This window comes from Mycobacterium sp. E3247, assembly GCF_001667785.1.
GTDB lineage: Bacteria > Actinomycetota > Actinomycetes > Mycobacteriales > Mycobacteriaceae > Mycobacterium.
In genome coordinates this window covers 18,970-32,822 of sequence record NZ_LZJG01000324.1, presented here as the reverse complement: position 1 = coordinate 32,822, position 13,853 = coordinate 18,970, and the positions used below count along the sequence as shown (strand labels likewise).

The following is a 13,853-nucleotide window of genomic DNA, read 5'->3' as shown; positions in this document are numbered from 1 at the left end:
TAAGGTCGAGTGGTGCCGACCGACAATCACGCTTCAGCAGCAGGCGTATCTGGTAATCAGCAGCCGAAACTGGCCACCGTATGGCCGGGGAACCCCTATCCGCTCGGCGCCTCGTATGACGGGGCGGGGACCAACTTCTCGGTGTTCTCCGAGATCGCCGAGAGGGTCGAGTTGTGCCTGATCGACGACGCCGGGGTGGAGTCGCGCATCCCGCTCGACGAGGTCGACGGCTTTGTCTGGCATGCCTATCTGCCGAACATCACCCCGGGCCAGCGCTACGGCTTCCGGGTGTACGGGTCCTTCGATCCGGCCGCCGGCCACCGCTGCGACCCGAGCAAGCTTCTGCTCGACCCGTACGGCAAGGCGTTCCACGGCGAGTTCACCTTCGGCCAGGCGCTGTTCTCCTACGACATGAAGGCCGTCCACCCCGACGGCGATGACGCCGACCCCGGGACTCCCCCGATGGTCGACTCGCTGGGCCACACCATGACCAGCGTGGTGAGCAACCCCTTCTTCGACTGGGGCTCGGATCGTTCGCCGCTCACCCCCTACCACGAAACGGTGATCTACGAGGCCCACGTGAAGGGCATGACCCAGACCCACCCGGGCATCCCCGCCGAACTTCGCGGCACCTTTGCCGGCATGGCTCACCCGGTGGTCATCGACTACCTCAAGTCGCTGAACGTCACCGCGCTGGAGCTGATGCCGGTGCACCAGTTCATGCACGACTCGCGGCTGCTGGACCTCGGCTTGCGAAACTACTGGGGTTACAACACTTTCGGGTTCTTCGCGCCGCACAATCAATACGCGGCCAACCGCAACGCGAGCGTCGCCGAGTTCAAGTCCATGGTGCGTGCGCTGCACGAAGCCGGCATCGAGGTCATCCTCGACGTGGTATACAACCACACCGCCGAGGGCAATCACCTCGGCCCGACGATCAACTTCCGCGGCATCGACAATGCCGCCTACTACCGGCTCGTCGACGAGGATCTGCGCCTGTACAAGGACTACACGGGCACGGGCAACAGCCTCAACGCCCGCCACCCGCACGTCCTGCAGCTGATCATGGACTCGCTGCGCTATTGGGTGACCGAGATGCACGTCGACGGGTTCCGCTTCGATCTGGCCGCCACGCTCGCGCGGGAGCTGCACGACGTCGACCGATTGAGCGCGTTCTTCGATCTGGTGCAGCAGGATCCGATTGTCAGCCAGGTCAAGTTGATCGCCGAGCCGTGGGACGTCGGCGAGGGTGGCTACCAGGTCGGAAATTTCCCGGGTTTGTGGACGGAGTGGAACGGGAAGTATCGCGATACTGTGCGTGACTACTGGCGGGGCGAGCCCGCAACCTTGGGCGAGTTCGCGTCCCGGCTGACCGGGTCGTCGGACCTGTATGAGGCGACCGGCCGTCGCCCGAGCGCCAGCATCAACTTCGTCACCGCCCACGACGGGTTCACGCTCAACGACCTGGTTTCCTACAACGAAAAGCACAACCTGGCCAACGGCGAAGACAACCGGGACGGCGAAAGCCACAACCGCTCATGGAACTGCGGCGTCGAGGGACCGACCGACGACCCGGAGATCTTGGCGCTGCGCGCCCGCCAGATGCGTAACTTCTGGGCGACCCTGATGCTCAGTCAGGGCACGCCGATGATCGCGCACGGCGACGAGCTGGGCCGCACCCAGAACGGCAACAACAACGTGTACTGCCAGGACTCCGAATTGTCTTGGATGGATTGGTCGTTGGTGGACAAGAATTCGGACCTGCTGGCGTTCGCGCGCAAGGTGAGCAAGTTGCGCAAGAACCACCCGGTGTTCCGCCGCCGCCGGTTCTTCGAGGGTGAGCCGATCCGAAGCGGCGACGACGTGCGCGACATCGCCTGGCTGAATCCGAGCAGCCGCGAGATGACGCACGAGGACTGGGGTGCAAGCATTCACAAGTGTGTGGCGGTGTTCCTCAACGGCGAGGCGATCACCGCACCCAATGCACGCGGCGAACGGGTGGTCGACGACTCATTCCTGTTGTGCTTCAACGCCGGCGAGGAGCCGGTGCAGTTCGTACTGCCGAACAACGAATATGCGCAGGAGTGGACCGTGGAACTGGACACCAACGACCAGGTGGGCGTCAAAGACGATGGCCCCCAGGTGATGAACGCCGAGGAGCAGATCGTGGTGGGTTCACGTTCACTTCTGGTATTACGTAAGACCATGTGACGCATGGCCTTACCCATACTGTCGACCTACCGGTTGCAGCTGCGGGGTGAGGCCAGCGGGTTCGCGTTCACCTTCGCCGACGCGGAAAATCTGCTGGATTACCTGGACGAGCTCGGGGTGTCGCACCTCTACCTGTCCCCGATCATGACCGCGGCCACCGGGTCCAACCACGGCTACGACGTCACCGACCCGACGACGGTCTCCCCCGAACTCGGCGGCCGCGACGGGCTGGAACGGCTGTCGGCGGCGGCGCGCGAGCGCGGCATCGGCCTGATCGTCGACATCGTGCCCAACCACGTGGGGATCGACCAGCCCCAGCAGAACGCGTGGTGGTGGGATGTGCTGACGCACGGCCGGTCCTCGGACTATGCAACGTATTTCGACATCGACTGGGACCTCGACGCGGACGGCCGCATCGTGCTGCCGATCCTGGGTTCCGACGACGACGCCGCCGACTTGCACGTCGACGGTGACCTGCTGCGGCTGGGTGACCTGGCCCTGCCCATGGCGCCCGGCACCGCGGAGGGGATCGGACCCGAGGTGCACGATCGCCAGCACTACCGGCTGGTGGGCTGGCGCAACGGCGTGTGCGGCTACCGGCGTTTCTTCTCGATCACCTCGCTGGCCGGGCTGCGCCAGGAGGACCGCGCGGTGTTCGACGCGACCCACGCCGAGGTCGCCCGCTGGGCGGCCGAGGGACTCGTCGACGGCGTGCGCATCGATCACCCCGACGGGCTGTCCGACCCCTGCGGCTACTTGGCGTGGTTGCGCGAATCGGTTGGCCCGCAAACGTGGATCGTGATCGAAAAGATCCTCGCGGTCGACGAGGCGCTCGAGCCCACCCTGCCCGTCGGCGGCACCACCGGCTACGACGTGCTGCGTGAGGTCGGCGGCGTGTTCGTCGACCCGAGCGGCGCGCCCGCGCTCACCGAGCTCGTCGAGTCGGCGGGCCTGGACTACGGCGCGGCGCCGCAGATGTTGGCCGAACTGAAGATCCACGCGGCCACCGACACGCTGGCCAGCGAACTGCGCCGGCTGTGCCGCGCCGTCGTGGCGGCGGCCGGCGGCGATCACCCACAGCTGCCCGACGCGGTAGCCGCGCTGCTCACCCATATCGGCGTCTACCGCTGCGACTATCCGGGGCTGTCGGCGATCATGCCGACCGCGCTCGCCGAAACCCAGGCGCGTGCACCGGAATTGGGGCCCGCCCTGCAGGTGCTCGCCGCGGCGCTGGCCTCCGGCGGCGAGCCGGCCACGCGGCTGCAGCAGCTGTGCGGCGCGGTCACCGCCAAGGCAAGCGAGGACTGCTACTTCTACCGCGATGCCCGGCTGGTGTCGCTCAACGAGGTGGGCGGCGAACCGCACCGGTTCGGCGTCGGCGCGGCGGAGTTCCATCACAGCGCCGCCGCCCGCGCCCGCCTGTGGCCGCAGACGATGACGACGCTGACCACGCACGACACCAAGCGCGGCGAGGACGTGCGAGCCCGCATCGGGGTGCTGTCGCAGGTTCCCTCGCTCTGGACCGAGTTCGTCGCCCGCTGGGAGGTCGACGCGCCCTCACCCGACCGGGCCACCGGACAGTTCCTGTGGCAGAACATCTTCGGCGTGTGGCCGGTCAGCGGCGAGGTCACCGCAGAGCTGCGCCAGCGGCTGCACGCCTACGCCGAGAAGGCCATCCGCGAAGCGGCCTGGCGCACCTCGTGGAATGACCCGGACGCCGAGTTTGAGGACGCCGTGCACCGGTGGCTGGATGAGGTGTTCGACGGCCCGGTGGCGGGCCAACTGACCGAACTGGTCGTCCAGCTCAACCCGCACGCCGCCAGCGACGCACTGGGCCAGAAGCTGCTGGCCCTGACGGTGCCCGGGATACCGGACGTCTACCAGGGCACGGAACTGTGGGACGACAGCCTCGTGGACCCGGACAACCGCAGGCCGGTCGACTACGCGGCCCGGCGCGACGCGTTGAAGGCGTTGGAGCACCCCAAGATTCGGGTGGTCACGACGGCGCTCCGGGTGCGTCGCGCCCACCCGGAAACCTTCCTGCACGGCCACTACGTGCCCGTCCTGGCCGACGGCGACGCCGGCGACCACGTGCTCGCCTTCCGCCGAGGCGACGACATCGTGGTCGCGGTGACCCGCTGGACCGTGCGGCTGGCCGAAACCGGCTGGGGCAACACGGTGCTGCCGCTGCCCGACGGGACCTGGAAGGACGCCCTGACCGGTGCCGTCGCGGACGGCCCGACCTCGGCAGCGCAGCTGTTCGCCGACCTGCCCGTCGTACTGCTGGAGCGTCACCATGACTGAATTCCGCGTCTGGGCACCCAAACCGGAGTCGGTCCGGCTCGACGTCGAGGGCCGGGTGCACCCGATGACGCGCGCCGACGACGGCTGGTGGCACACGACCGTCGACGCGGCGCCGGATGCCCGCTACGGGTTCGTGCTCGACGACGATCCCACCGTGCTGCCCGACCCGCGCTCACCCCGCCAGCCCGACGGCGTGCACGCGCGCTCGCAGCTGTGGGACCCGGCCGGCGCGGCGTGGACCGACGACGACTGGCAGGGCCGGCCGGTCGAGGGCGCGGTGATCTACGAACTGCACCTGGGCACCTTCACCGAGGCCGGCACCTTCGACTCCGCGATCGAGAAGCTGGACTACCTGGTGGACCTGGGCGTCGACTTCGTCGAGCTGATGCCGGTGAATTCCTTTGCCGGAACGCATGGCTGGGGATACGACGGGGTGCTGTGGTACAGCGTGCACGAACCCTACGGCGGCCCCGACGGCCTCGTCCGGTTCGTCGACGCCTGCCACGCGCGGGGTCTGGGCGTGCTGATCGACGCGGTGTTCAACCACCTCGGCCCGTCGGGCAACTACCTGCCGAAGTTCGGGCCCTACCTGTCGTCGGCCAGCAACCCCTGGGGCGAGGGCATCAACATCGCCGACGCCGACTCCGACGAGGTACGCCGCTACATCATCGGGTGCGCGTTGCGCTGGATGCGCGACTTCCACGCCGACGGGCTGCGGCTGGACGCCGTGCATGCCCTGGTGGACACCACGGCCATCCACATCCTCGAGGAGCTCGCGACCGAAACCGATTGGCTGTCGCAGCAGTTGGGCCGTCCGCTGTCGCTGATCGCCGAGAGCGACCTCAACGACCCGCGGCTGATCACCGCGCGCGACCGTGGGGGGTACGGCCTGACCGCGCAATGGGCGGACGACATCCATCACGCCATCCACACCGCGGTGTCGGGTGAGCGGCAGGGTTACTACGCGGATTTCGGGTCGCTGGCCACGCTGGGACAAACGCTGCGCCACGGATACTTTCACGCGGCCACGTATTCGTCGTTCCGGCGCCGCCGCCACGGCCGGCCGCTGGACACCACGGAAAAGTCGGGCATCCCCGGCACCCGGCTGGTCGCGTACACCTGCACGCATGACCAGGTCGGCAACCGGGCGCTCGGGGACCGGCCGTCACAGAACCTGACCGGCGGGCAGCTGGCGATCAAGGCCGCGCTTGCGCTCGGGACGCCCTTCACCGCAATGCTTTTCATGGGTGAGGAGTATGCGGCGTCGACGCCGTTCCAGTTCTTCAGCTCGCATCCCGAGCCGGAGCTGGCCAAGGCCACCGCCGAAGGGCGCAAGGCCGAGTTCGCCGAACACGGCTGGGATGCCGACGAGATCCCCGACCCGCAGGACCCGCAGACGTTCCGGCGCTCGAAACTCAAGTGGGACGAGGTCGACTCGGGCGAGCACGGCCGCGTGCACCGGCTCTACCGCGAGCTGATCGCCTTGCGGCACAGCGACCCCGACCTGGCCGACCCGTGGCTGGAGCACCTCACGGTCGACTACGACGAGGACCAGCGCTGGATCAGCGTGTCGCGCGGGCGGTTGCGCATCGTGTGCAACCTCGGGCCCGAGGCGGTGAAGGTGCCCGTCGCCGGTGACGTGGTCCTGGCCTGGGGCGATCCCTCGGTCGACGCCGACCACACGGTGCTGGAAGGCCAGTCCTTCGCCATCCTGGCGGTGCGCGCCCAGACGTAAAGGCGCGGCTGTGGATAACGGTGAGCGGCCGCGCCGGGCGACCGTCGATGATTCGCCCATGAATCGATCCGCATTCGGCCGGTGTATCGGCCTGCTGAGGAAGAAGAACACGACGCCGGCTCCGCCGGTCGCGCTCGACGAGATGCCGCCGGAGCGCAGCGTGGTCCTGTTGTGGACGGGCCCCGGTCTGGGAAACGGTCGCACCTAAGGCGTTTAGACGCTGGGGCGGCCCGCGCCGTGCACCGCCGCGGCGATCGCGTCCGCCAGCGGGGCGATCTCGTCGGCCGTCAGGTCCGCGACGGTGACGCGGATCCCCGGCGGGGTGCCGATCCGAAACCGCGTGCCAGGGGCAGCCGCCCAGCCCGCGCCGAGCAACCGGGTGATCGCGACGGTCTCGTCGGGCACGGGGACCCAGACGTTGAGTCCGGAGCGCGCGTGCGCCACGACGTCGCGCTCGGCGAGGGCGGCGGACAGTCGCCGGCGGGTTTCGCCGTACTGGCGCTCGGCCTTCGCGACGAGTCGCGTGGCCGCCTGATCCGACCACAGGCGGACGGCCAGGTCCTGCAGCAGGTGACTCACCCAGCCCGGGCCGAGCCGCAGGCGGCCGTGCACCCGTTCGACGGTGCGGCGGTCGCCCGCGAGCACGGCCACGCGCAGGTCGGGTCCGTAGGCCTTGGACGCGGACCGCACGAACGCCCAGTGCCGGGTCGTGCCGGCCAGCGTGCGCAGCGGGGCGCCGGAGATGCCCGCGCAGTGATCGTCCTCGACGAGCAGCAGATCGTCGGCCCGCTGCGCCAACAGTCGCCGCAGCGCCTCGGCGCGGTCGGCGGATAGTGCCGCCCCCGTGGGGTTTTGGGCGCGATTGGTGATGACGATCCCGCGCACCCCGCGGGCCAGCGCCCGCGCCAGGTCGGCCGGCAGCGGCCCGTCGTCGTCAACCCGGACCGGCTCGGCCGAATGTCCGAGGGCGGCAAGCAGATCAAGCAGATTGGCCCAGCCCGGGTCCTCGACGGCGACGCGGTCGCCGGGACGCAGATGCGCGGTCAGGACGCGCTCGATGCCGTCGAGGGCGCCGCTGGTCACCGCGAGGTGCTCGGCCGGAACGCCATCGGCGGAGAGCGCCGCCCGGGTGAACTCGGCCAACGCCGCCGATATCGCCGGCTCGCCGTACAGAACCGGGCGGCCCGCAACGGGTCCGGCCAGGGTGGCCCCCGCGAGGGGCAGCAGGGCGGGGTCCGGATTCCCGGTCGACAGGTCGCGCACCCCGGCGGGGACGTCGAGCGCCAGCAGTGACCGCGGCGTGGTCGCCGGACGGTGCCGCACCCGGGTACCTCGCCGGCCCGCGGTCTCGACGGCCCCGCGCTGACGCAGCAGGCGGTAGGCCGCGGCGGCGGTGTTGGCGTTCACGCCGAGGCGGGCGGCCAGCTCACGGACGGGCGGCAGCGCATCCCCAGGCGCCAGGGAACCCGCCGAAATCGCCTCTTCGATGCTGGCGGCTATGGAGTCCGCACCCGTCCCGGTTATGCTGCTTTGTACTGACACGCTACCAATTATGTACTAGTACGAAAGCAAAGGCCATGCAGACCGGATACCAGCCGACGCCGCGAACCACACCCACGCGCTACCGCGAGCGCATGCACTACGACCGCGAGACGGTCCACCAGATCCTCGACGCGTCGCTGATCTGCCACCTGGGCTACCTCAGCGCCGGCCGGCCGGTGGTGCTGCCGACGACGCATGCCCGCCTCGGCGAGACGCTCTACCTGCACGGCTCCACCGGCGGCGGCCCCCTGCTCGCGGCCCGCGCCGCGCCGGATGGCCTGCCCGTGTGCGTCACCGTCACCCTGGTCGACGGGCTGGTGCTCGCGCGCTCCGCCATGCACCATTCGGTGAACTTCCGCTCGGTGGTCGTGCTGGGCGACGCGCGCGCGGTCGACGACGAGGCGGAGAAACGGCGGGCTCTCGCCGGCCTGCTCGACCACCTCGCGCCCGGGCGCGCCGCCGACTGCCGGGGCCCGAACCCGCGCGAACTGGCCGCCACCGGCGTTCTCGCGCTCGACCTCGTGGAGGTATCGGCCAAGGTGCGCACCGGAGGGCCGGTGGACGACCCGGAGGATTGCGCGCTGCCGCACTGGGCGGGGGTGGTGCCGCTGAGCGTGACGGCCGGGCCGCCGGTGCCGGCCGGGGACCTGGATCCCGCCACGCCGGTGCCGGCATACCTCCCCCGACTGCGCGAGCGTCCGTGTCTGCACGGCGACACGCCGTAAAGCGCGTACGAATGCGGACGCTCGCTGGGCTAGAACAGCAGGTAGCGGTAGGCGGGCGAGCCGGGCTCGAGGCGTTCGACGTGCAGCTCGGTGGCCCGCATCCGCGCCAGTAGGCCGTCCAGATCGGCCGAGGACGCCAGCTGGATCCCCACCAGCGCCTCACCGGTCTCGCGGTTGTTGCGCTTGATGTACTCGAACAAGGTGATGTCGTCGTCGGGTCCCAAGACCTCGTCGAGGAACCGGCGCAGCGCCCCGGGCTCCTGCGGAAAGTCCACCAGGAAGTAGTGCTTGAGGCCGAGGTGGACCAGCGAGCGTTCCAGCACCTCCCCGTAGCGCGACACGTCGTTGTTGCCGCCCGAGATGAGGCACACCACCGTCGAGCCGGGCTCGATGTCGGCGTCCAGCAGTCCCGCGACCGACAGCGCGCCGGCGGGCTCGGCGATGATGCCCTCGTTCTGGTAGAGGTCCAGCATCGCGGTGCACACCGCTCCCTCGTCGATCGTGGTGATCGACACCATGTCACCGGCGGCCGCCAGCGCGGCGTAGGTCAGCGTGCCCGCGCGCCGCACCGCGGCACCGTCGACGAACTGGTCGACGTGGTCCAGCGTCACCGGCTTGCCGGCGGCCAGCGCGGCCATCATGGCCGCGGCCCCGGCCGGTTCGACGCCCAGCACCGAGGTGTTCGTCGTCCGCTCGGCCAGGTAGGTGGTGATGCCGGCGATGCAGCCACCGCCGCCCACGGGGACCACCACCAGGTCGGGCTCGTTATCCAGCTGTTCCAGCACCTCGACGGCGATGGTCCCCTGACCGGCGATGGTGCGCAGATCGTCGTACGGCGGCACCAGTGTGGCGCCGGTGCGCTCGACGTCGGCCAGCGCGGCGTCCGCGGCCAGGTCATAGGTCGTTCCGCCCACGATCAGTTCGATGAATTCCCCGCCGTGGTAGCGGATGCGGTCCCGCTTCTGCTGCGGGGTCTTGGCGGGCACATAGACGCGGCCGTGCACGCCGAGCGTCCGGCACGCGTAGGCGAAGCCCTGCGCGTGGTTGCCCGCCGACGAACACACCACGCCCGCGGCCAGCTCCTCATCGGACAGCTGCACCAGCAGGTTGTAGGCCCCGCGCAGCTTGTAGGAGCGCACCACCTGCAGGTCTTCCCGCTTGAGGTAGACGTTCGCACCGGTGATCGCCGACAGCCGATCACTCAATTGCAGCGGGGTCGGCGTGACCACCGCGGCGATCCGCTTGGCCGCGCCGTCGATGTCAGCCGCACACAGCGGCGCGACGCTCGGGCTATGGCTCAATTCGGCGGACACTGATCAATGGTGCCATGCCAGCCGATCAAGTCCGGAATTCAGCCGACCGGGGTCAGCACGAAGACCGGGATCTGGCGGTCCGTCTTCTTCTGGTACTCGGCGTAATCGGGCCAGGCCTCGACGGCGCGCTCCCACCAGACCGCCTTCTCGTCTCCGAACACCTCACGGGCGTCGTACTCACGGGTGACGGCGCCGTCCTGCAGCTCGACCCGTGGGTTCTTGACGACGTTGTGGTACCAAACGGGGTGCTTCGGGGCCCCGCCGAGGGAGGCCACGATCGCGTACTCGCCGCCGTGCTCGACCCGCATCAGGGGCGTCTTGCGCAGCTTGCCCGTCTTGGCGCCGATCGTGGTCAGCACGATGATGGGCTTCCCCTTCATGTCCGTGGCTTCGGTCCCGCCCGACTGCTCGTACTTCTCGGCCTGCTCGCGGGCCCAGTCCCATGGACTCGGCGCGTATTCCCCTGAAAGTGGCATGCCACCAACTCTATGCGGCGGGCCCCACGGGCGCCGGGCCCGTCAGGTAGCGCGCGAGCACCGGGCGCACCCATTCCGTCAGCGTCGCGTCGTCCATGTCGGCCAGCGCCGGCACGCCGACGACGTAGCGCGCCATCGCGATCCCGAGCACCTGGGAGCCCACCAGCGCGGCCCGCTCGACGGCGCGGTCGGGGGTGACCGTGGCCAGCGCCGGGGCGACCTGCTCGACGAACACCGCCAGCAGGGTGTCGGCGGCCGTGCGGTTGGTCGCGGCCGCGCGCAGCAGCGGCAGGAAGGAGCCGTGCGGATCCCAGACCTGGACGAACAGCGGCACCAGCACGTCCGCGAGGTCTTCGGGGGCGACACCCGACAGGTCGGGAAAGCGGACCTCCAGCCGCGACACGGCGGCGAACAGGTCCGCCTTGCTGCCGAAGTAGTGCATGACGAGCGCGGGGTCGACGGCGGCCTCCGCCGCGATCGAGCGGATGGTGGTCCGCTCGAAGCCCTGCGTGGAGAACTGTGCGCGCGCCGCGCGCAGGATCGTGGCGCGCGTGATCTTCCCGTCGCGGGCTTTCGCGGACATGACCGAAAGTGTATTCAACAACTGTTGACACGGCCAGGGGCCAGGCCTACCGTCGAGTTCAACAATTGTTGAACTCGACTTGCGAGGAGGGCCCCATGACCGTGACCGTCATCCAGATCGGGCTGGACCCGGACGTGATCGACTATTCGTCGCCGGACTTCGCGCAATTCGGGGGGCTGTCGAGGGACACGCTGCGGGCGGCCAACCACGACAACGTCGCCGCGCTGCGTGCCGCCGGCTACGACGTCGACAACTGCCTGATCGGTTTCGGCGCGGCCGGCGCCGAGAAGGTCCGGCGGCGGCTTGAGGCCAAGCGCTACGACGCGGTGTTGATCGGGGCCGGGATTCGCCTGGTCGCCGGCAACACCCTGCTGTTCGAGTCGGTCGTCAACGCCGCGCACGCGACCCAGCCAGGCTGCCGCTTCGTCTTCAACCGCGCGGCGCAGTCCACGCCCGCCGACATCCGCCGCTGGTACCCGCAGCCGGAAGGAGCGGCGCGATGACCGCCCACGACGTCGACGTTCTGGTGGTGGGGGCGGGCCCCACGGGCCTGACGGCCGCGGGCGATTTGGCGCGTGCCGGGCGGTCGGTCACGGTGCTGGAACGCTGGCCGACGGAGAACCCGTCGAGCCGGGCGTTCGCCACCATGGCGCGCACATTGGAATTGCTCGACGCCCGCGGCCTGGCCGACGACCTGCTGGCGGTCGGACATCGCGCGCCGCGCGTACGGCTGTTCGCCGGCGCGCAGATCGACCTCACCCATCTCGAATCGCCCTACTCGTTCGTGTTGGTCACTCCGCAGACCAACGTCGATGCGGCGCTGCGCCGCTACGCGCTGGCTCAGGGCGCGCACATCCGGCGCGGCATCGAGTTGATCGCGCTCGAGCAGGACGCCGACGGCGTGGCGGTCACCGCCCGCCCCAAGGACGACGACGATCCCGCGCACCGGCTGACGTGTCGGTCGCGGTACGTGATCGGTGCCGACGGCGCGCACAGCACGGTCCGAACTTTGGTGGGCGCCGGATTCCCCGGCAAGACGGTGCTGACGTCGATCGTGTTGGCCGACGTCAAGCTGGCGGACGGGCCCACCGGCGGGGGCCTCACGGTCGCGGCCCCCGGTGACGTCCTGGCCTTCCTGGCCCCCTACGACCGCCACGACGGGGAGGGCACGTGGTACCGAGCCATGGTGTGGGACCGCGCCCATCAGGTGCCCGACGGCGAGCCGGTCGAGGACGCCGAGATCGTCGACGTCCTCGCGCGGGGCATGGGCACCGACTACAGGGTTCTCGAGGTCAGCTGGAAGTCCCGATTCCATTGCGACGAAAGGCAAGTCGAGCAGTACCGGCACGGGCGGGTGTTCTTGGCCGGCGACGCCGCGCACGTGCACTCCCCGATGGGGGGTCAAGGCATGAACACCGGCATTCAGGACGCCGTCAACCTGGCCTGGAAGATCGACGCGGTGCTCGGCGGGGCCGACGAGCGGCTACTGGACAGCTACCACGACGAACGCCACCCGATCGGTAGGCGGGTCCTGATGCAGTCCGGGCTGGTCGCCCGCGCCGCCACGCTGCATCCGCGGCCGACACGATGGATGCGGAACCTATTGGCGCCCAGACTGCTTCGGATTCCGGCGGTGCGGGATGTGGTGGCGGGCAGTTTCGCGCGCACGACGCTGCGCTATGGCCGCCGCGGGCTGGTCGGCACCCGCGCCACGCAGATCCCGCTCGTACGGGGACGGTTGACCGAATTGCAGCGGGGCGGGGGCTTCGTCCTCGTGCGCGAACACGGGGCCCCGCCGGTGGAGGCTCCCGGGCTGCTGCAGGCCGAGCGGGCTGATCGCGGGCCGGCGGTGCTGGTGCGCCCTGACGCATACATCGCGTGGGCCGGACCATCCGCACATGCGCCGACGCGAATCGCCGAGCCGGCCGCGACGCGCTCGGCGTGAGCCCTATTGCTGCGTCTCGCGGTCTGACGCAACGAACGGGCGCAGGTGGATGCGCGTCTGGTGATCGGAGGCTCCGGGCTCGCCGTCGGAATGCTTGCCCCGCGTGTAGTCGCCTTGCCACGGCACCTTCTCACCCAGGGCGGTGTTGGTCGCGGCCTGCGCCTGCCCCAGCTCGTTACGGGAACGCAGGAAGAACTCGTGCTTGCGGCGCACTTCCTCGTCGGAGGCGATCGGCCTGATTTCCGGGGCGAATTCCTCGAGCTCGCCCCGCCGCTGCGGGACGATCATGCAGATCGGCTCGTCGACCTCGAACCGCACCGGCATCATCTTCCGGGTGATCTGCCAGCTCATGCTGAAACTCGACGTGGCCCAGTCGGTTTCCACGATGCCCTCCAGCGGGGACACGGCGTCCTTCGGGTGGTTCGCGGGACCGCGGACCAACAGGTTGTAACCGGGCGGGGTGCGAAACAGCATCGGCAGATGCCAGGTCACGATGCCGTGACCGAAGTGGCTGACGGGCAGGAATTGGCCGGCGTCGCGCCGGTCGGGAGCGATGATCACCCCCATGCTGTCGTCGCCACCCATCCAGGTGGCGGTGAATGCACACGGGTTGCGCACCTCCCAGCCACTTTGGTTCGCGATGAGCATCGGCAAGCACCGGTTCGGCCAACCGTTGCGCATCTGCGACATCCAGGGCCGGCTGATGGGGGCCGGAATTATCGGCGGCGCGTCGGCTCCGGTGGTGAACGCGATCAGCGGACGGGTCTTTCCCCCGCACGGATCATTCATCGCGGGCTCTCGCCACGAAATCGGGATGGGTCGACGCCGGTTGCCACGGCGGCGCGTATGGCCTGCCCCACAGCGACACAGCATAAGTCATACCTTCGGGTCCCCGGCCCGATGCCCTTCCTCATGAACAGACGGTGAACTCAGCGCGTCCGACGTTGAGCCAGTGTTGCGACCGAACCTTGACGGTACCTGTGAGCGGCGCGGCCGGGTGACGGCGCCTCCGCGGGGCG

The 13,853-nt window shown here is 69.6% G+C and carries 12 protein-coding genes; 7 read left to right on the top strand and 5 right to left on the bottom strand.

The window, feature by feature from the left end:
- Positions 1-12: 12 nt before the first annotated feature.
- From glgX to A9X04_RS30515, 4 genes are read left to right on the top strand one after another with little or no spacing between them, the layout of a single operon-like run.
- Positions 13-2,211: a glycogen debranching protein GlgX gene (gene glgX / locus A9X04_RS18055; protein WP_067923351.1), complete on the top strand. Its 2,199-nt coding sequence runs from the start codon at positions 13-15 to the stop codon at positions 2,209-2,211.
- A gap of 3 nt (positions 2,212-2,214) precedes the next feature.
- Positions 2,215-4,515, top strand: a complete 2,301-nt coding sequence (gene treY, locus A9X04_RS18050; RefSeq protein ID WP_067923297.1) for a malto-oligosyltrehalose synthase — start codon at positions 2,215-2,217, stop codon at positions 4,513-4,515.
- Positions 4,508-6,250: a malto-oligosyltrehalose trehalohydrolase gene (gene treZ, locus A9X04_RS18045; protein ID WP_067923294.1), complete on the top strand. Its 1,743-nt coding sequence runs from the start codon at positions 4,508-4,510 to the stop codon at positions 6,248-6,250. The genes treY and treZ overlap by 8 nt, the downstream gene beginning before the upstream one ends.
- Positions 6,251-6,308: 58 nt before the next feature.
- Positions 6,309-6,458 carry a hypothetical protein gene (locus tag A9X04_RS30515; protein ID WP_156764405.1) on the top strand — a complete coding sequence of 50 codons (150 nt, stop codon included), beginning with the start codon at positions 6,309-6,311 and terminating at the stop codon, positions 6,456-6,458.
- Between the two features lie 5 nt (positions 6,459-6,463).
- Here the strand turns inward: A9X04_RS30515 and A9X04_RS18040 are convergent, their stop codons facing one another.
- Positions 6,464-7,792, bottom strand: a complete 1,329-nt coding sequence (locus A9X04_RS18040; protein ID WP_067923292.1) for an aminotransferase class I/II-fold pyridoxal phosphate-dependent enzyme — start codon at positions 7,790-7,792, stop codon at positions 6,464-6,466.
- A 35-nt stretch (positions 7,793-7,827) separates the two neighbouring features.
- Between A9X04_RS18040 and A9X04_RS18035 the strand changes: the two genes are divergently transcribed.
- Positions 7,828-8,517: a pyridoxamine 5'-phosphate oxidase family protein gene (locus A9X04_RS18035; protein ID WP_067923289.1), complete on the top strand. Its 690-nt coding sequence runs from the start codon at positions 7,828-7,830 to the stop codon at positions 8,515-8,517.
- Between the two features lie 29 nt (positions 8,518-8,546).
- Here the strand turns inward: A9X04_RS18035 and ilvA are convergent, their stop codons facing one another.
- The 3 genes from ilvA to A9X04_RS18020 are packed head-to-tail and all read right to left on the bottom strand — an operon-like array spanning position 8,547 to position 10,889.
- Positions 8,547-9,830: a threonine ammonia-lyase gene (gene ilvA, locus A9X04_RS18030; protein WP_067923287.1), complete on the bottom strand. Its 1,284-nt coding sequence runs from the start codon at positions 9,828-9,830 to the stop codon at positions 8,547-8,549.
- 38 nt (positions 9,831-9,868) lie between these two features.
- Positions 9,869-10,306, bottom strand: coding sequence for a nitroreductase family deazaflavin-dependent oxidoreductase (locus tag A9X04_RS18025; protein WP_067923284.1), 438 nt, complete (start codon positions 10,304-10,306; stop codon positions 9,869-9,871).
- 10 nt (positions 10,307-10,316) lie between these two features.
- The gene (locus tag A9X04_RS18020; RefSeq protein WP_067923281.1) at positions 10,317-10,889 is read right to left on the bottom strand and encodes a TetR/AcrR family transcriptional regulator; all 573 of its coding nucleotides are present in this window, start codon (positions 10,887-10,889) and stop codon (positions 10,317-10,319) included.
- Between the two features lie 95 nt (positions 10,890-10,984).
- Here A9X04_RS18020 and A9X04_RS18015 point away from each other — a divergent pair, with 95 nt between their 5' ends.
- Both A9X04_RS18015 and A9X04_RS18010 read left to right on the top strand, forming a co-directional pair.
- Positions 10,985-11,392, top strand: a complete 408-nt coding sequence (locus A9X04_RS18015) for a hypothetical protein (RefSeq protein WP_067923279.1) — start codon at positions 10,985-10,987, stop codon at positions 11,390-11,392.
- The gene (locus A9X04_RS18010) at positions 11,389-12,834 is read left to right on the top strand and encodes an FAD-dependent oxidoreductase (RefSeq protein WP_067923274.1); all 1,446 of its coding nucleotides are present in this window, start codon (positions 11,389-11,391) and stop codon (positions 12,832-12,834) included. Before A9X04_RS18015 ends, A9X04_RS18010 begins: the two co-directional genes overlap by 4 nt.
- A 3-nt stretch (positions 12,835-12,837) precedes the next feature.
- On the opposite strand, the gene A9X04_RS18005 is transcribed toward A9X04_RS18010, so the two are convergent.
- Positions 12,838-13,623: a DUF6065 family protein gene (locus tag A9X04_RS18005; RefSeq protein ID WP_067923271.1), complete on the bottom strand. Its 786-nt coding sequence runs from the start codon at positions 13,621-13,623 to the stop codon at positions 12,838-12,840.
- Positions 13,624-13,853 lie beyond the last annotated feature (230 nt).